Here is a 15,915-nt window from a genome sequence, read left to right as displayed (position 1 = left end):
TAGACCATCCGCCATGGTCATACGATCGTGTCGAAGAGCCGCAGGATGAACGATATCTGGTAGATCAGCGCCGCCGCGACAAAGGCGATGTGGAAGCGGCGGTCGCGCACCAGGATCGCGGCAATGCAAAGCGCGACGAAGATTGGCGTGCGGAACAGATATTCGCTGCCGAAGCGGGCAAAATGCTCCGGCCCTTTCAGCAGCGTGTCGATCACATCGAGCAGATAGGTTGCCGCCAACAGGCCGAAGAACCAGCCTCGGCGCGAATAGAAGAAATCCTCGTAGCTTGTGTAATCCAGCATCGAATCCGGAAACAGCAGCGCGCAGAGCAGGAACAGCGTGATCGCGTAGAAGATGATGAACAGGTATTTGCCGAAGGTCCATGTCTCGATGGCGTAGAGGCCGAACTCCCACCACCAGAAATGCACCAGCATCAACAGCACCGAAGCGACCCAGGCCAGATGCACGGGATAGAGCCGGTACTGGCCCGGATGCTGGACGATGCGCGCTACCCCCGACAGCAGGCGCGCGACGCCAAGTCCGATCACCATGCCCATGACGATGCGGATGTGCGGGAAGATGTCGTGGGCGGAGGCTATTTCGGTGGCCATGCCTGGATCATTATGAGTTTCTGCGCGGCCGCATATTGCGGCCTGTGCATGCCAGCCGCAACGGATTTTGGCGGTCGAACTCAGAACAGAAAATACCGCTGCGCCATCGGCAGCACCGTCGCAGGCTCGCAGGTCAGCAATTCGCCGTCGGCCCGCACCTCGTAGGTCTCCGGGTCGACTTCGACATGCGGGGTGGCGTCGTTGAGCACCATCGAATGTTTGCCGATGCCGCCGCGGGTGTTTTCGACGGCAACGAACTGCTTGTCGACGCCAAGCCGGCCGTGCAGGCCTGATTCGAGCGCGGCTTTCGAGACGAAGGTCACCGACGAATTGGTCCTGGCCTTGCCGTAGGCGCCGAACATTGGCCGGTAGTGCATCGGCTGCGGCGTCGGGATCGAGGCGTTGGGGTCGCCCATCGGGGCGGCGGCGATCATCCCGCCGATCAGCACCATGTCCGGTTTGACACCGAAGAAGGCGGGGTTCCACAGCACCAGGTCGGCGCGTTTGCCGACCGCGATCGAGCCGATGTCCTTGGACAGGCCGTGCGCGATGGCCGGGTTGATCGTGTACTTGGCGATGTAGCGGCGGACGCGGAAATTGTCGTTGTCGCCGGTTTCCTGCGGCAGTGAGCCGCGCTGGCGCTTCATCTTGTCGGCGGTCTGCCAGGTGCGGATCGCCACTTCGCCGACGCGGCCCATGGCCTGGCTGTCGGACGAGATGATCGAGAAGGCGCCGATGTCATGCAGTATGTCCTCGGCCGCGATCGTCTCCTTGCGGATGCGGCTCTCGGCGAAGGCGATGTCCTCGGGGATCGACGGCGACAGATGATGGCAGACCATCAGCATGTCGAGATGCTCGGCCAGCGTGTTGACGGTGTAGGGTCTTGTCGGATTGGTCGAGGACGGGATGACGTTGGGCAGGCCGCAGACCTTGATGATGTCGGGAGCATGGCCGCCACCGGCGCCCTCGGTGTGAAAGGCATGGATGGTGCGGCCCTTGATTGCCGCCACCGTGTTTTCGACGAAGCCGGATTCGTTGAGCGTATCGGTGTGGATCATCACCTGCACGTCATGGTCGTCGGCGACCGACAGGCAGCAGTCGATGGCAGCCGGCGTCGTGCCCCAATCCTCGTGCAGCTTCAGCGAGCAGGCGCCGCCCAGCACCATCTCTTCCAGTGCCGCCGGCAGCGAGGCATTGCCCTTGCCGGACAGGCCGATGTTCATCGGGAAGGCGTCGAAGGACTGGATCATCCGCGCCATGTGCCATGGCCCCGGCGTGCAGGTGGTCGCCAGCGTGCCATGCGCCGGCCCGGTGCCGCCGCCCAGCATGGTGGTAATGCCGCTCATCAGCGCCTCTTCGATCTGCTGCGGGCAGATGAAGTGGATATGCGCGTCGAAGCCGCCCGGTGTCAGGATCTTGCCCTCGCCGGCGATGATTTCGGTGCCCGGGCCGATGATGATGGTGACACCGTTCTGCGTGTCCGGATTGCCGGCCTTGCCGACAGCCGCGATGCGGCCATCCCTGAGGCCGATATCGGCTTTGAAAATGCCGGCACTGGCATCGATTACCAAGGCGTTGGTGATGACGGTATCGACCGCGCCCTCGGCGCGGGAAACCTGGCTCTGGCCCATACCGTCGCGAATGACCTTGCCGCCGCCGAATTTTACCTCCTCACCGTGAATCGTGAGGTCCTTTTCGACTTCGATGAAAAGTTCGGTGTCGGCCAGCCTGACCTTGTCGCCGACGGTCGGACCATACATCTGGGCGTAGGCGGCGCGTGAGATTCTAGCCATCAGCGATTGCTCCCGAAACACGGTGTGGTTGAGGCCGGGCCGCACATTGCGGCCATCCAATGGTCACGCAATGACCCGCTCGGCGACACCTTCTCATCCCATTTGGCGGTTGAGGTTGGCAGGTCACCCCAAAACGACCGTTTGCCAAATCGATGGAAGGAAAATCCATGCGCAAAACGATATTTCTTGTAGCCGCCGCCAGCCTGATGCTGGCCGGTGCCGCCAGTGCCCAGCAGCAGCCCGCCCAACAGTCCGCTCCGGCCACCCCTGCCCCCAAGGCGGCGACTCCCGCCCCGGGCGGTCAGCAGGCCTCGCCGGCGATCCAGAGCGTCAACATCGTCGACATCACCGAACTGCCGAAGGACACCCAGACGCAGGTCAATCAGGTCATCGCCCAGCGTGGCGATGCCGGCCTGCAGAAGCTGCGCAGCTCGATAGATGCCACCCCCAAGGTCAAGTCCGCCCTCGTGGCCAAGGGCATGACCTCGGCGCAGGTGGTCGCGGCCAGCATGGAGCCCAATGGTGCGCTGACCTTGATCACCAAGAAGGCCAGTTGACGATCCGGCTTGGCGGGCCGACTCCCGGCCCGCCAAGCCAATCGTGAAGGGAACCGTGGCCGGGCTGGAGTCGTTTCGTTTCATCGGCGTCGAAACAAAGTGCGAAAGCGAACGATGACCTCCATGACCTTGCCTGATTTCCGTTGGCTGCATGTCGTTGCGGCGGCGGCGTTTCTGGCGGCAAGCCTTCCGCAAGCCGCGCTCAACGCGCAGGGCCTTGAAAGTCCGGAGACCGTCGACCGGATCGTCGGCTCGCAAATCAACGAGGAACAGGCCAAGGCCACCGCTGAAATCGGAAAAGTCAGTTCGGCAATCGAGCGCACGCGTGAAAACATCAGCACGGTGCGCAAGACCTCGAAGCTGGACAAGGTCGATATCGTGTTCCTGACCGACGCGGCGCGCAGCGAAGGCGGCCCGCCGCCGGTCATCGAGAACAAGGTCCGGCAGCATCGGGACGATGTCGCCGAACTGCGCAAGGAGATCGAGGCCAACGCCTTGCTGTTCAACGCCATCGATTCGCGGCGCGTGGCGGCGCAGGACGTTCTCGCCGTCGAGTTCGACGATCCGGGAAAGATCGTCATCTACGCGGCAGCCAAGCCCTCTAGATGAGTTGAGCGCGCCGCTACGCTTCACAGCTTGCCCATAACCTTCTGCTGGAACCCATAGACCTCGCGCTTGCCGCCGAGCGGTACCAGCGTGACGTCGCGTTCCTGGCCTGGCTCGAAGCGCATGGCGGTGCCGGCGGCGATGTCGAGACGCATGCCGCGCGCTTGGTCGCGGTCGAATTTAAGCCCCTCATTGGTTTCGAAGAAATGGTAGTGGCTGCCGACCTGGATCGGCCGGTCGCCGCTGTTGGCGACTTTCAGGGTGACCGTCGCCAGACCCGTGTTGAGCTCGATATCGCCTTGGACGGGAATGATTTCGCCGGGGATCATCGGATATCACACAACGCCGAAAGCGAGGCCGACGCCGATGGCCGCGCAGGCCGCGCCCGCGACGCGGGCCGAACCACGGAACCTCATGCCAAGGCTCAAGCCGGCGGCGATGCCGGTTGCATGAAGCAGCACGGTGGCGGCGGCAAAGCCGGCCATGTACTCGAGGCCGCCGGCATTTTCCGGCACTTCGGTGCCATGAGCGTGGCCGTGGAACAGCGCGAACAGGCCGATGATGGCGACGCCGGCCGCGACCGGCAGATCGACCGCCAGCGCCACCAGCAGGCCAAGCGCCACGACGGAGGCCAGTATGCCAGGCTCGACGAAGGGCACCGGCACATGCGCCATGCCAAGGCCCGCTCCGGCGAGCATGACGCCGACAAAGGCCGCCGGCCACGCCCAGATCGCCTTGCCGCCCTTGAGCGCCGCCCATAGGCCGACGGCGATCATCACGGTCATATGATCGAGGCCGCACAAAGGATGCATGAAGCCGGCGGTGAAGGACGAGGTCGTGCCGATGCCGACATGGGCATAGGCCGGCATGGCTGCGGCCAGAAACAGGATCGCCGAGAGGCACAGGCGTTTGGCGGGGATCATTTCATTGCCTTTCGTTTACTGTATCGGGTGGTCACGCGGCCTTGCGAGGACCGCAGCCCTCGGCCTTGAGGATGCGCTTGGTCGAGGCGGGGTATTTCTTCAGCATCGCGGCGGGACGGATCGGTCGGGCCGAAAAGTTGCCGCCGCAATTGGGGCAGATGCCGCCGAGCACGCCTTCCACGCAATCGGCGCAGAAGGTGCATTCGAAGGTGCAGATCAATGCATCCGCCGCGTCCGGCGGCAGGTCCTTGTCGCAGCACTCGCAGTTTGGGCGCAGTTCGAGCATCCGGGTCTCCTCACCTGATCGGTTCGTGCACGGTCACCAGCTTGGTGCCGTCGGGGAAGGTCGCCTCCACTTGCACGTCATGGATCATCTCGGCGATGCCTTCCATCACCTGCGCGCGGGTGACGACATGGGCGCCGGCCTCCATCAGTTCGGCGACCGGACGCCCATCGCGGGCACCCTCGACGACGAAGTCGGTGATCAGCGCGATCGCTTCCGGGTGGTTGAGCTTGACGCCGCGCTCCAGCCGCTTGCGCGCCACGATCGCCGCCATGGCGATCAGCAGCTTGTCTTTTTCCCTTGGCGTCAGGTTCATGCGGTTTCCCGAATCACAGTGACCATAATTTGGGCAACCCCGCCCGTCCGTTGAGCAATCCAACAAGCGGAACCAGCCGCTGGCGCAGTTGGTAGCCGTCCTCGGCGTAAAGCCTCGCAAGAAGCTTGCCAGATGCCTTGACGCTCCAGACGCTTGCGCCACCCTGGTCGCCGACGATGTCTCGGACCGGGTCGAGAAAGGCCTCGGCCCGCGGCGACACCAGCAGCAGCGTCGCCACCGCGATCGCACCGCCGGCGGCCGCCGGACGGGCGAGCGAAGCAGCGATATCAGGTCCGATGCGGAAATCCTCGGCATGAATGAGATAGCCATCCTGGCGGACACGCCAGCGGTCGCTAAAATTGCCCTGCGCGGCGCACTCACCCATGGCCAGGCGGCCGAAGACGGTCGCCTCCAGCACCAGCGCCTCGGCCCCCGCGGCAAGCTCGACATCCAATTTGCGGGCAAAGGCCGCACGGTCGAAGACGATGGTTTCCTGCGGCAGCCAGGCGACTCGGCCGTTTTCACCGACAGTCAGCCTGACCTGCACCTGGGCATGGTCGGATGCGGCGCGATAGACCTTCTCGCAGGCCTGGGTCGTTATCGACGCCGAGGCATTGGCACCGACATCTATATCCCAGCCGATGCGGTCACCGCCGGTCAGCCCGCCGGCGGTGTTGATCAGCACCGCCTCCAGCGGATCGGCCGAAACGGCCGGCAGCCTTATCTTGGCGGAGCCGTCCTGATAGAGGCGCCGCAGCCGCGTGCGGCCGTCGGCGCTGGCGCAGCCCAACTGTGCCAGGCCCGCGGCGCGCTGGGCCAAAGGGGGCGTAAACTTGGTATATTCGATCGTATCCACGCCGTCAGGTTAAGCACTGCGGCGGTTTTGTCGATATATAGCTTGTTGCTTGATGGCGTTTCCGTTTCTATAGAGGGAGCCACCTTGGTACGGTCAGGCGATGCTTGGCGGGGTAGAAGCGGACGATCGCGGCCTGATACCGAGGACAAGAAGGCGCTGTTCAGTTGGCGTCGAGAAACGACAATGTGGGGAAGAGACCGAATGGCTGACCAACTGGCAACGGATATCATCGAAAAGATCAAGCCCCATGCCGAGCCGGGCGGCGAGGAGATCACCACCAGCACCGAATTGACGTCGCTTGGCATCCATTCCCTGGAGCTGACGGAGATCATCTTCGACCTGGAGGAGCAATATGGCATCGAGATTGAGATGAACACGGTCGATGCCTGGAGCAATCTGAAGAATGTCGGCGACATGGTTGAGGCCGTTCGCGCGTTGATCGCGAAAAAAGCCTGATCGAATGCTGAAACGCGTCGTCATCACCGGCCTTGGCGGGATATGCGGCCTTGGCACCAACGCTCCCGCGATCTGGAACGAGATGCGTGCCGGCCGCTCGGCGATAGGTCCAATCGAAAATCATTCCCTCCACGACCTGAAGGTCAAGATAGGCTGCGAGATCAAGGCGCTGCCCGACCATGGCATCGAGCGCAAGCAGCTGGTGTCGATGGACCGCTTCAGCCTGCTGGCGGTGATCGCCGCGCGCGAAGCCATGCAGCAGTCCGGATTGGCCGCGCATGCCGACAACACCTATCGCATGGGCACCATCGTCGGCGTCGGCGTCTGCGGCTTCGAGACGATCGAGGAAAATTACCGGGCCATCTTGCTCGAAGGCAAGAATCGCGCCGGCATCTTCACCGTGCCCAGGGTCATGCCTGGCGCCGCCTCCGGCCAGGTCAGCATGCATCTTGGCCTGCGTGGGCCGGTGTTCGGTGTCACTTCGGCCTGCTCGTCGTCCAACCACGCCATCGCCTCGGCGGTCGACCAGATCAGGCTTGGCCGCGCCGACGTCATGGTGGCCGGCGGCACCGATGCGCCGCTGGTCTGGGGCGTGCTGAAGGGCTGGGAGGCATTGCGCGTGCTGTCACCCGACACCTGCCGGCCGTTCTCGGCCGACCGCCAGGGCCTGGTGCTCGGTGAAGGCGCCGGCATGGCGGTTCTGGAAAGCTACGATCACGCCATGGCGCGTGGTGCCACCATCCTCGCCGAAGTCGCCGGCGCCGGCCTTTCCGCCGATGCCTCCGACATCGTCGCCCCGACCGTGGAGGGGCCGGAAGCCGCTATGCGCTTCTGCCTCGCCGATGCCGGGCTCAATCCCGAGGACATCGACTATCTCAACGCGCACGGCACCGGCACCAAGGCCAACGACCAGATCGAAACCACCGCGATCAAACACGTCTTCGGCGAGCACGCGCGCGCGCTGTCGATCTCCTCGACCAAGTCGATGCATGCCCATTGCCTCGGTGCGTCGGGCGGACTGGAGATGATCGCCTGTGTCATGGCGATCCGCGAAGGCGTCGTGCCGCCGACGGCGAACTACAACGAGCCTGATCCCGATTGCGATCTCGACGTGACGCCCAACGTCGCGCGCGAGCGCAAGGTGCGCGTTGCGATCAGCAACGGTTTTGCTTTCGGCGGCACCAACGCCGTGCTGGCATTCAAGGCCATCTAATCCCGGCGGTTACTACCGCCCCGGCGGTTACTACCGCCCCGGCGGCCACTACCGGCCGGGCGATCCCGAGTGCGCTTGACGATCCGCCGTGTTCGATTCGGTTGACTGCCCATGCATGGCGAAACTGTCGCCCCCATATTGATCCTGCCTGGCCATGCGCCTAATTCCTTGGCCACCCGCCAACACCGTGCACCCTTGGTGCAAATCCCCGCTCAGGAGTTTTCGATGGCCGACCTGTCCGCCTTTCCGATCACAACCCGTTGGCCGGCCAAGCGCCCGGACCAGATCCAGCTCTATTCGGCAACGACCCCGAACGGCGTGAAAATATCGATCGCACTGGAAGAGATCGGCCTGCCCTATGAGCCGCATCTGATCAACATCAGCAAGAACGAAAGCTGGACACCGGAATTCCTGTCGCTCAATCCCAACGGCAAGATCCCGGCGATCATCGATCCCAACGGCCCGGATGACAAGCCGATCGGCTTGTTCGAATCCGGTGCCATCCTTCTGTATCTCGCCGAAAAGACCGGCCTGCTCTTGCCGGCGGACGCGGCGCGGCGCTACGAGACGATCCAATGGGTCTTCTTTCAGATGGCTTCGGTCGGGCCGATGTTCGGCCAGGTCGGCTTCTTCCACAAATTCGCCGGCCGCGAGATCGCCGACAAGCGCCCGTTGGAGCGCTACCGCGACGAATCGCGGCGGCTGATCGGCGTGCTCGACGGCAGGCTGAAGGGCCGCAAATGGGTCATGGGCAACGACTACACCATCGCCGACATCTCGCTGCTCGGCTGGGTGCGTAACCTGATCGGCTTTTACGAAGCGCGCGAGCTCGTCGGCTTCGACGATTTCGCGAATGTGGCGGCATGGCTGGAGCGCGGCCTGGCCCGGCCGGCTGTCCAGAAGGGCCTGACCATTCCAGCAAAAAGCTGAAACCACCTATAGGGCGATTGTCTTGATCGGGTGGATTTGGCCCGGTGGACGATAAAGTCGTGTTACTCCGCCTTGGCTTTCGACCCACCCTTGCCGATCACGGAGGCGGCCAAAGAGGCCGCGCCGCGCGCGGTGGCGACCACCGCGCCGGCCGCTATGCCAGCCACGGTGCGGACGGTGCCAGGCTTGTTCGGCGCCGGTTTGCGCGGGCTGGCGGTCTTCGCCGCCGGGACGACCTTCCTGGGGGCGGCCTTGCCGAAAGCGCCCTTGGCGTCTTTCGAGCGTTCGGCAATCGCAGGGCCAGCGCCGGCCTTTGCCTGAGTTGCCTTGGCAGGCCTCGTCTTTGCAGGTTTTTTTGCCTTGGTTGCCATCGGAAAAATCCCTTACGCCGGACAAACGGGTTGTCGGGCATAACGGCGCGAAACCCTTAAGGTTCCCGTTGAAAAATACCGAAAATTGAACGTGTTAACCAATGACCAGGTCGGCCGCCCTTCGCCGGGCCAGCACGCGCTCGATGTTGGGCATGTCATTGGAGGCGATCCAGGCGCGCGCATCCTCATCCGAACGTCCATGGCCGTGCCAGCGCTCCATCAGGCGGCGCTCGAGTTCGTTGCGCGGGACTTCGACGAAAATCGAGAAGTCGAACAGCGGCGCCAGCCGTGACCACGGCTCCTCGTCGAGCAGAAGGTAATTGCCTTCGACCAGGATGAACTTGGTCTCGGTGCCGACGATCGCCGCGGCGGCACGCGACAGTTCCATGTCGCGGTCGAAGACGGGGATCGCGATATCGGGTTCGCCGGCCCGGATGCGCTTCAGCAGGGTTTCGAAGCCGGCGAAGTCGAAGGTCTCCGGCGCGCCCTTTCGCGCGCGCAGGCCACGCGCGTTGAGCACGATGTCGTCGTAATGGAAGCCGTCCATCGGCACGACTTCGACCGCTCCTTCCGGCAAAAGGCCGTGCAGGCCGGCCGACAGCGTCGATTTTCCCGCCCCTGGCGGTCCGGCAATGGCGACGATGAAGCGCTTTGCCTTGCCGGCGCGCTTGAAGATGGTGGCGGCGAGGTGGGCGATCTCGGACATTGGAGCCTCATTTGCCCTGATGATAGGCACGATATGCCGGCCGCATCTTGGCGGCAGTCGGTGGAAATTTCAAATCCCCCGCACGCAATCCCCCTCAGCCGGCGCGAATCAGCCGGCAACAGGCCGGCCAATGCGCAGGAAAGCGCTGTCGAACGGCACTTCCCTGGTGGAGCCGCCGGCAGCGAGCCGCATCCGGCCGTCGGCCGCGGTGATGTCTTGCGGCGGTTGACCGCCAGACTGAGGCAGGGCGCCGATGACGTGGCGGAACGAGATGCTGCGGCCTTCGCCAAGCGCAAAGGCGGTCGCCACGCCCTCGCGCTTCAGCCAGTTGTCGCCGATCGAGGCGGCATGGCCGACCGCGGCGCGGCCGTCCTCGATGCCAAGCACCCCCAGATGACGGCCGCTCCACGGCGCATAGTCGCGCCCGCCATTGCTGAGCCAAAGCATGGTGACGGGCAGTTCGGTGGGGTTCTTCAGCACCAGCACCAGGTCCTCCTCGGCCTGGCGCGCCAGCGCCGTCCAACCCGGCCCGCCATGATCGGCCTCGACAAGGGTGACAAAATCCTCGCGCCGGTCGTCCATGCGGTATTCCGTCAGGTCGAGCGTGCCGCCACCCGCAGCGGGAAAATGGCTCAGGTCCACCGCGCGCGCCGGATAGGCCAGCAGGAAGCGGCCACGCGCCGGGTCCGGTTCCAGCGGGTCGGAAGGCGTCGCGGCAAAGCGTTTGCGCGAAAAGGCCAGCCTGCCGCCGCTCGCCATCACCGTCATCGGGTGATGGGCGACGGAAATCGCGCCGGATCCGCCGGAAAACACATGTTCCTGGTAGAGGAAAGGATGATCGTGTCGCAGCGTGAAGATCTTGTCGATGCTGGCGCCCATGACCTTGTGCCGCAGCCGGAAGACCGCGCGCCAGCCATCCTCCGTCGCGCCGCTCTCGGTGACATCCCAGGCGCTGTTGGCCGGCCAGCCATGCAGCGGCGCCTCCTCGACATCGCTGCGCGAAAATGGCGCGCAGAGGAAATCGCCGGACAGCCGGACGGTGCCTTGCGGCAGGTCCTTCGGCAGTGCCTCGCCGGTGTCAACCCAGGGCGCACGGTGCAACGGCTTCAGCCGGCGTCCGCCGTGCTCGACCACCATGTCGGCGATGTGGCCGACGGTGAGATCGAGTGAAACCGAAATGCCCTTGGCCTTGATCGTGCTGATGGTCATTGCGCACCTGTTGATTCTATCCGCAAAAGCAAAGCCCCCTGCGTTGCTAATACGCAAGCGCGGCGACCGGCATTTTGCATCAGTGCCAGCTACTGCCGCTTGTATTCCCTCACCGGCAATTCGGTTCCGTCAGTGTAGGTGACCTGCACCGGCATCGATTTCACGCTGTTTCGCGGGGCGAGGAACCCAAGGCCTCGACATTGCCAGGGCTGTCAGCCATTAACCAAATGGACGCATCAATCGCGTTACGTTAGCTTCTCCGCATCTCAGCAACACATCGCCAGAACAGTCCTGCCCTTGTCCAATTCCCTTCCGCTCATCCAGAGGTTCTTCGTAGCGCTCGGCCTGATGCTGCTGGTCGCCGGCTGCTCGACCACGACCCCGCCGGACCAGGTGCTTGCGGTGCCGGCGCCGCCGCAGAAATATGCCGCGATCGTCGTTGACGTCAAAACCGGCAAGCAGATGTTCGAGGTCAATTCGACGGCGCAGCGCTATCCGGCGTCGCTGACCAAGATGATGACGCTCTATCTGCTGTTCGAGGCGATGGAGTCCGGCCGCGTCAGCAAGGAAACGCGGATCCCGGTCTCCGACCACGCCGCCTCGCAGCCGCCGACCAAGATGCGCTTTCGCCGTGGCGAGTCGATCGACGTCGATTCCGCCATCCGCGCCATCGTCGTCAAATCCGCCAACGACGTCGCGGTGGCGGTCGGTGAATATCTCGGCGGCTCGGAAGACCAGTTCGCCGCCATGATGACCGCCAAGGCGCGTTCGCTCGGCATGACCAGCACCACTTTCCGCAATGCGTCGGGCCTGCCCGACGACAGCCAGATGACGACCGCGCGCGACATGGCGGTGCTCGGCATGGCGCTGCGCCAGCGCTTCCCGCAGCATTTCCACTATTTCTCCGAAAGCGATTTCATGTTTCGCGGCAAGCTGGTGCGCGGCCACAACGACATGCTCGGCCGCGTGCGCGGCGTCGACGGCATCAAGACCGGCTACATCAGGGCCTCCGGCTTCAACATCGTAACCTCCTACAATGCCGATGGCCGTCAGCTGATCGTGGTGGTGATGGGCGCCGACTCGGCCCGCCAGCGCAACGACCACGTCGAAGCGCTCATCCAGCGCAGCCTGTCGCCGACGACGGATACCACCAAGACCAGGCTGATGTTCGCCGAGCAGCAGTAGAGCCAGGGGGCGCCGCCCCCTCACCATAGGATCCATGCCGGGACTCCGAAGCTGTCGCCACGGTCCAGAATTCTGCTCCGCTGCACTCCGGGTCAACGTCCCGGCATGGATCCTCGGGTCTCCGCGACGCCGCTGCGCGGCTGCTGCGCCCGTGGATGACGAAGTAGCAGAGGCCTCCGCCAATCCTCAGAATAACCACCAAAAAACCCCGCAGCCGGCTATTGTTTCGCGACTGTCACGCAATCGTGCGGAAGGCGTGGCATAGGCTGCGAAGACCCATGGTGGCACTGCCCCGCCGCCTTGGCGTATCCTAACCCGCACCGCGACAGCAGGAGCCCGCATCATGAGCACTGTTCCCAAGGCATCCGAGCAGCAGCTGGCCGACAATGAGAACGACAGCGGCGGCGAATATTTCGAGGCGCCGACCACGCCGGAGGATCCGCACGAGGTTTCGGACGAACATTTCGACACGCCCGAAGTGCCGGACTCCGAGCCATCGGCCCCCGGCGCGTCGCGGATAAAGCCGAAGAAAAAGCCGTCGGCGATCTCGGGCCGCAAATTCCACAAGCGCGACCTGGTGCGCATCGACACGCTGCGCCCGAGCCTCGCCGACCGCATCCGCTCCGACCATCCGGACCTGCCCAGGGGCGCCCGCGTCAGCCGCGAGGAGCTCGGCCGCTACCGCATGCGCTACATGGAGGAGCTGCTGCAACAGGAGCACGGCGAATTCTCCGAGCTCGACCGCCAGGTGGTCGAATCGATCGCCAAGCAGGACACGATCTCCGAAAACTCGGAGGAGGAGTTCGAGGAGCACCGCACCTTCCCCGACCGCGTCTCCGACAACATGGCTGCCTTCGGCGGCAGCTGGTGGTTTCTGATCTCGTTTGCCACCGTGCTTCTGGTGTGGATCGGCATCAATTTGTTCGAGGGCATCGGAGGCGCCTTCGACCCCTATCCCTTCATCCTCTTGAACCTGCTGCTCTCCTGCATCGCCGCCATCCAGGCACCGGTCATCATGATGAGCCAGAAGCGCCAGGAGGTGAAAGACCGGCTGCGCTCCTTCAACGAATACCGGGTCAACCTCAAAGCCGAGCTCGAGGTGCGCCATCTGCACGAAAAGCTCGACTACCTCATCTCGCGCCAATGGACGCGGCTGGCCGAAATGCAGCAGATGCAGCTCGACGCAATGAACGAGCTGGCCGGCGCCAAGAAGGCCAAACGCGCCGCGCACGGGGTGAGAAGGCGAAGGGCGGCCAAGGCCGAAGCGGGGCAGTAGACCCGGCAGGTCCCCAGTCCATCAGCGACCGCGCGGACAAGGGGCGGCGCTGCCGTCGGCCGCAGGCACGACATATCGCGCAGCGCACGGATCGGCAGGATCGGGTTCGCCTGTCGATCCCATCGCGCGCTTCGCGGCACCCGGGTTCACGGGCCGGTCAATCCGGCAAGAGGACCGTTGTGCGGCCGCTGGTGAGGTCGATCACCATCCGCGCGATCGAGGACGCATCAGCCTCGGGGAGGGCAACGGTCAGTTCCGCGCCGGTCTCGATGAAATTCTCATGCAGGATGCGAACCCCGGAAGATGCCGCCAGCCGCGCCTGGACCAGGGCAAGATCGGAGAACCCGCACGTAATGGTCGCTTCGACCGTCGTGACGATCGGAATTCTGACGGCCGTTCGAAGACAGGCGGATGCCGTGCCGCCATAGGCGCGCATGAGCCCGCCGCTGCCGAGCAGGATGCCGCCGAACCAGCGCGTGACCACGACCGCGACGTTGTCAAGCATCTGACCGTCGAGCGCCTGGAGAATCGGTTTCCCGGCCGTCCCGCTCGGTTCGCCATCATCGTTGAACCGGTAATTCATGCCGATGCGCCATGCCCAGCAATTATGGTTGGCGTCGGCAACCGAGTGAGCGGCTATGAATTGCTTCGCTTCCTCCTCGGTCGAAACAGGTCCAGCAGCCGCCAGGAAGCGGCTTTTCTTAATCTCCTGCCCGAATGTTGCGGGCTGCTCGATGCTGAACATGACGCTCTTCTGGTTTGCAACGCCTGGTGCCGGGCCGCGGGATAGCGCAAGAGGAGGTCGGTTGGTAGCAGCAGGTCCACCGGCAGCGCAGCTCTAAATGCCATCCAGCAGGTGACGCACCCGGCAGGGCGCGAATTCATGGCCGCTCCTGTCGGAGAACGCCGCTGCTCCATTTCGCCGTTGAAGCCCACGCCCGCTTCCGCTAAGAAGCCGTGACTGCCGGTTCATCCGGTTCGTTTTCCGGTTCCCGGGAAGCACCCGTAGCTCAGCTGGATAGAGCGCTGCCCTCCGAAGGCAGAGGTCACAGGTTCGAATCCTGTCGGGTGCGCCAGATTCCGGCGGTCCGTTCCGGACACATGGGTTACGGTTTATACCGGAGACATAGGTAACACTTTTGGCCCGAAGGGGTTTTGGAGTGGTTCGAGCCTGCATGTCTCGTCGTCGAAATATCCCAAATCATAGTCCATGAAGCTGGTCAGCCAGATATGGTCCTCGACCTGTTTGATGCCGACGGTCTGGCCGGCAAAGACAAGGCTGAGGTTGATCTTCTTGCGATTGTAGCAGATGCGGCCGCAGGTGGTGACGGTGACGGCCTTATCGTGAAACGGATAGGCGAGATCCGGCAGACCGGCATAGGGACGCGTTGAAGGTTGGTAGCGCTCGGCTGGACAATCCATGCCGAGCGCCTGGTGCGGGCGTTCCGAGTTGAACTCGTCGATGAAGTTGTCGAACCTGGCCTGCTGTTGAAGGAAATTGGCGCCGGCCGGCTTGGTGGTTTCCTTCTTCAGGGTGAGGTGCATACGCTCATGGCGGCCGTTCTGCTGCGGGCAGCCCGGCTTGATGCGCTCGATGTCGATGCCCAGGCGCAGCCACCAGACCGACAGCTTGCTGAGGTTGAACAGCGCATTGGGGCTGGCGAAGGGAACGCCATTGTCGGTCCTGATCGCGCCGGGCAGGCCGAACTCCTTGAAAACGCTTTCGAACACCGTGAAGGCATAGGCTCCCTTGGTGGTCGACAGCGCCTCGCAGGCGATGAGATAACGGCTGGCGAAGTCGGTGATCGTCAGCGGATAGCAATAGCGCCGATCGGCGAGCATGAACTCGCCCTTGTAGTCGGCACACCAAAGATCGTTGGGGCGATACCCGTTTGAAAGCGGTGTCCCCGTCGCCCTGTTGCGCCGTCGCTTGCGGTGCTCGACCATGCCGTGCCGGTCGAGAACCGCATGCACCGTCGAGATCGCAGGCCGGTGCACGTCCCGATACAGTCGGGCCAACCGCTCGCGTATCTTCGGCGCACCCCAAGTCGGCTTGTCTTGCTTGAGGCGCACAATCAGCTTCTCGATTTGAAACGGAAGCTGATTGGCGTGGCGGTAGGGCCGGCGCGATCGATCCGTCAGCCCTTCCAGGCCGCTGTCGTTGTAGCGCGTGAGAATCCTGTAACCGGTCTTGCGCGAGATATCGAACTCACGGCAAAGTACGGCCATCTTCTCGCCGTCCAGCAGCCGGGCGATGAACTTCAGCCGCTCTTCCATGACGTTACACTCCTTCCAAGGCACCTTGCTCTCCTTGCAAAGGGCCGAAAGTGTAACCCATCTATCCGCAATGAACTGTCACCCATCTCTCGGGAAGGGCAGCCGATAGCCCTCTGTGGTACCTAATGGCCGCCGAACGCGCACTGACAGTCTGAATAGAGGATGGGCTGTATGCGTAAAAGCGTAGAAACGACGGCATCCGGCGCCAAAAAAAGTTCTCATCGCCAAAGTTTGATATGTCTATTTTCCTGCACCGAAGTCGCGTAACGGCTTCTGGATCGCATCTACACGCCCAAGCTGCAGCCGTAATACGAGCCTCATGTGCATCCCCGGCTCGGCCAATACCA

The 15,915-nt window shown here is 63.6% G+C and carries 19 protein-coding genes and 1 tRNA gene; 8 read left to right on the top strand and 12 right to left on the bottom strand.

The annotated features are described in order from the left end of the window. Positions 1-17: 17 nt before the first annotated feature. Positions 18-611 carry a hypothetical protein gene (locus EB233_RS02840; protein WP_064990162.1) on the bottom strand — a complete coding sequence of 198 codons (594 nt, stop codon included), beginning with the start codon at positions 609-611 and terminating at the stop codon, positions 18-20. A gap of 80 nt (positions 612-691) precedes the next feature. Beyond that, positions 692-2,404, bottom strand: a complete 1,713-nt coding sequence (gene ureC, locus EB233_RS02835; protein WP_027052977.1) for an urease subunit alpha — start codon at positions 2,402-2,404, stop codon at positions 692-694. Between the two features lie 167 nt (positions 2,405-2,571). Here ureC and EB233_RS02830 point away from each other — a divergent pair, with 167 nt between their 5' ends. After that, on the top strand, positions 2,572-2,961 hold the full coding sequence (locus tag EB233_RS02830; RefSeq protein ID WP_081294186.1) for a hypothetical protein: 390 nt from the start codon (positions 2,572-2,574) through the stop codon (positions 2,959-2,961). Between the two features lie 114 nt (positions 2,962-3,075). Further along, the gene (locus tag EB233_RS02825) at positions 3,076-3,570 is read left to right on the top strand and encodes a hypothetical protein (protein WP_064990164.1); all 495 of its coding nucleotides are present in this window, start codon (positions 3,076-3,078) and stop codon (positions 3,568-3,570) included. A 20-nt stretch (positions 3,571-3,590) separates the two neighbouring features. Here the strand turns inward: EB233_RS02825 and EB233_RS02820 are convergent, their stop codons facing one another. Genes EB233_RS02820 through EB233_RS02800 form a run of 5 tightly spaced genes read right to left on the bottom strand, consistent with a single transcriptional unit; the run spans position 3,591 to position 5,945 of the window. Continuing rightward, positions 3,591-3,896 (bottom strand): urease subunit beta, encoded by a 306-nt coding sequence (locus EB233_RS02820; protein ID WP_064990165.1) that lies wholly within the window; start codon positions 3,894-3,896, stop codon positions 3,591-3,593. Between the two features lie 6 nt (positions 3,897-3,902). Then, positions 3,903-4,490: a HupE/UreJ family protein gene (locus EB233_RS02815; RefSeq protein WP_064990166.1), complete on the bottom strand. Its 588-nt coding sequence runs from the start codon at positions 4,488-4,490 to the stop codon at positions 3,903-3,905. Positions 4,491-4,521: 31 nt separating this feature from the next. Further along, positions 4,522-4,776 (bottom strand): DUF1272 domain-containing protein, encoded by a 255-nt coding sequence (locus tag EB233_RS02810; protein WP_064990167.1) that lies wholly within the window; start codon positions 4,774-4,776, stop codon positions 4,522-4,524. A gap of 10 nt (positions 4,777-4,786) precedes the next feature. Beyond that, entirely contained in the window at positions 4,787-5,089 is a 303-nt protein-coding gene (locus tag EB233_RS02805) for an urease subunit gamma (RefSeq protein ID WP_023693076.1), read from the bottom strand. A 13-nt stretch (positions 5,090-5,102) separates the two neighbouring features. Then, positions 5,103-5,945, bottom strand: a complete 843-nt coding sequence (locus EB233_RS02800) for an urease accessory protein UreD (protein ID WP_064990168.1) — start codon at positions 5,943-5,945, stop codon at positions 5,103-5,105. A gap of 201 nt (positions 5,946-6,146) precedes the next feature. Here EB233_RS02800 and EB233_RS02795 point away from each other — a divergent pair, with 201 nt between their 5' ends. The 3 genes from EB233_RS02795 (at position 6,147) to EB233_RS02785 (ending at position 8,544) form a co-directional block, all read left to right on the top strand. Then, complete coding sequence (locus tag EB233_RS02795; protein WP_064990169.1) at positions 6,147-6,401, top strand: acyl carrier protein; 255 nt, start codon at positions 6,147-6,149, stop codon at positions 6,399-6,401. A 4-nt stretch (positions 6,402-6,405) separates the two neighbouring features. Beyond that, the gene (locus EB233_RS02790) at positions 6,406-7,614 is read left to right on the top strand and encodes a beta-ketoacyl-[acyl-carrier-protein] synthase family protein (RefSeq protein WP_064990170.1); all 1,209 of its coding nucleotides are present in this window, start codon (positions 6,406-6,408) and stop codon (positions 7,612-7,614) included. A 225-nt stretch (positions 7,615-7,839) separates the two neighbouring features. Then, entirely contained in the window at positions 7,840-8,544 is a 705-nt protein-coding gene (locus EB233_RS02785) for a glutathione S-transferase family protein (protein WP_064990171.1), read from the top strand. A gap of 62 nt (positions 8,545-8,606) precedes the next feature. Here the strand turns inward: EB233_RS02785 and EB233_RS02780 are convergent, their stop codons facing one another. The 3 genes from EB233_RS02780 to EB233_RS02770 form a co-directional block, all read right to left on the bottom strand. Further along, the gene (locus EB233_RS02780) at positions 8,607-8,915 is read right to left on the bottom strand and encodes a hypothetical protein (RefSeq protein ID WP_064990172.1); all 309 of its coding nucleotides are present in this window, start codon (positions 8,913-8,915) and stop codon (positions 8,607-8,609) included. Between the two features lie 94 nt (positions 8,916-9,009). Then, entirely contained in the window at positions 9,010-9,621 is a 612-nt protein-coding gene (locus EB233_RS02775; RefSeq protein ID WP_064990173.1) for a nucleoside triphosphate hydrolase, read from the bottom strand. Between the two features lie 108 nt (positions 9,622-9,729). Next, entirely contained in the window at positions 9,730-10,830 is a 1,101-nt protein-coding gene (locus tag EB233_RS02770) for a hypothetical protein (protein ID WP_064990174.1), read from the bottom strand. A 348-nt stretch (positions 10,831-11,178) separates the two neighbouring features. Between EB233_RS02770 and EB233_RS02765 the strand changes: the two genes are divergently transcribed. After that, complete coding sequence (locus EB233_RS02765; protein WP_064990691.1) at positions 11,179-12,015, top strand: D-alanyl-D-alanine carboxypeptidase family protein; 837 nt, start codon at positions 11,179-11,181, stop codon at positions 12,013-12,015. A gap of 343 nt (positions 12,016-12,358) precedes the next feature. Then, positions 12,359-13,291: a DUF1003 domain-containing protein gene (locus tag EB233_RS02760; protein WP_064990175.1), complete on the top strand. Its 933-nt coding sequence runs from the start codon at positions 12,359-12,361 to the stop codon at positions 13,289-13,291. Positions 13,292-13,448: 157 nt separating this feature from the next. Here the strand turns inward: EB233_RS02760 and EB233_RS02755 are convergent, their stop codons facing one another. Further along, positions 13,449-14,036, bottom strand: a complete 588-nt coding sequence (locus EB233_RS02755) for an IMPACT family protein (RefSeq protein WP_064990176.1) — start codon at positions 14,034-14,036, stop codon at positions 13,449-13,451. Positions 14,037-14,290: 254 nt separating this feature from the next. Between EB233_RS02755 and EB233_RS02750 the strand changes: the two genes are divergently transcribed. Beyond that, positions 14,291-14,367, top strand: a tRNA-Arg gene (locus EB233_RS02750). A 37-nt stretch (positions 14,368-14,404) separates the two neighbouring features. Here the strand turns inward: EB233_RS02750 and EB233_RS02745 are convergent. Next, positions 14,405-15,592, bottom strand: coding sequence for a helix-turn-helix domain-containing protein (locus tag EB233_RS02745; RefSeq protein WP_064990177.1), 1,188 nt, complete (start codon positions 15,590-15,592; stop codon positions 14,405-14,407). Positions 15,593-15,915 lie beyond the last annotated feature (323 nt).

Source organism: Mesorhizobium erdmanii, assembly GCF_013170725.1.
Classification (GTDB): Bacteria; Pseudomonadota; Alphaproteobacteria; order Rhizobiales; family Rhizobiaceae; genus Mesorhizobium; species Mesorhizobium erdmanii.
Note: the sequence above shows the minus strand (reverse complement) of the source record. Positions and strands in the feature narration are given on the sequence as shown.

Coding starts and splice junctions, on each gene's coding strand:
- EB233_RS02840 (WP_064990162.1), bottom strand. CDS start 611: ATGGCCACCGAAATAGCCTCCGCCCACGACATCTTCCCGCACATCCGC.
- ureC (WP_027052977.1), bottom strand. CDS start 2,404: ATGGCTAGAATCTCACGCGCCGCCTACGCCCAGATGTATGGTCCGACC.
- EB233_RS02830 (WP_081294186.1), top strand. CDS start 2,572: ATGCGCAAAACGATATTTCTTGTAGCCGCCGCCAGCCTGATGCTGGCC.
- EB233_RS02825 (WP_064990164.1), top strand. CDS start 3,076: ATGACCTCCATGACCTTGCCTGATTTCCGTTGGCTGCATGTCGTTGCG.
- EB233_RS02820 (WP_064990165.1), bottom strand. CDS start 3,896: ATGATCCCCGGCGAAATCATTCCCGTCCAAGGCGATATCGAGCTCAAC.
- EB233_RS02815 (WP_064990166.1), bottom strand. CDS start 4,490: ATGATCCCCGCCAAACGCCTGTGCCTCTCGGCGATCCTGTTTCTGGCC.
- EB233_RS02810 (WP_064990167.1), bottom strand. CDS start 4,776: ATGCTCGAACTGCGCCCAAACTGCGAGTGCTGCGACAAGGACCTGCCG.
- EB233_RS02805 (WP_023693076.1), bottom strand. CDS start 5,089: ATGAACCTGACGCCAAGGGAAAAAGACAAGCTGCTGATCGCCATGGCG.
- EB233_RS02795 (WP_064990169.1), top strand. CDS start 6,147: ATGGCTGACCAACTGGCAACGGATATCATCGAAAAGATCAAGCCCCAT.
- EB233_RS02790 (WP_064990170.1), top strand. CDS start 6,406: ATGCTGAAACGCGTCGTCATCACCGGCCTTGGCGGGATATGCGGCCTT.
- EB233_RS02785 (WP_064990171.1), top strand. CDS start 7,840: ATGGCCGACCTGTCCGCCTTTCCGATCACAACCCGTTGGCCGGCCAAG.
- EB233_RS02780 (WP_064990172.1), bottom strand. CDS start 8,915: ATGGCAACCAAGGCAAAAAAACCTGCAAAGACGAGGCCTGCCAAGGCA.
- EB233_RS02775 (WP_064990173.1), bottom strand. CDS start 9,621: ATGTCCGAGATCGCCCACCTCGCCGCCACCATCTTCAAGCGCGCCGGC.
- EB233_RS02770 (WP_064990174.1), bottom strand. CDS start 10,830: ATGACCATCAGCACGATCAAGGCCAAGGGCATTTCGGTTTCACTCGAT.
- EB233_RS02765 (WP_064990691.1), top strand. CDS start 11,179: ATGCTGCTGGTCGCCGGCTGCTCGACCACGACCCCGCCGGACCAGGTG.
- EB233_RS02760 (WP_064990175.1), top strand. CDS start 12,359: ATGAGCACTGTTCCCAAGGCATCCGAGCAGCAGCTGGCCGACAATGAG.
- EB233_RS02755 (WP_064990176.1), bottom strand. CDS start 14,036: ATGTTCAGCATCGAGCAGCCCGCAACATTCGGGCAGGAGATTAAGAAA.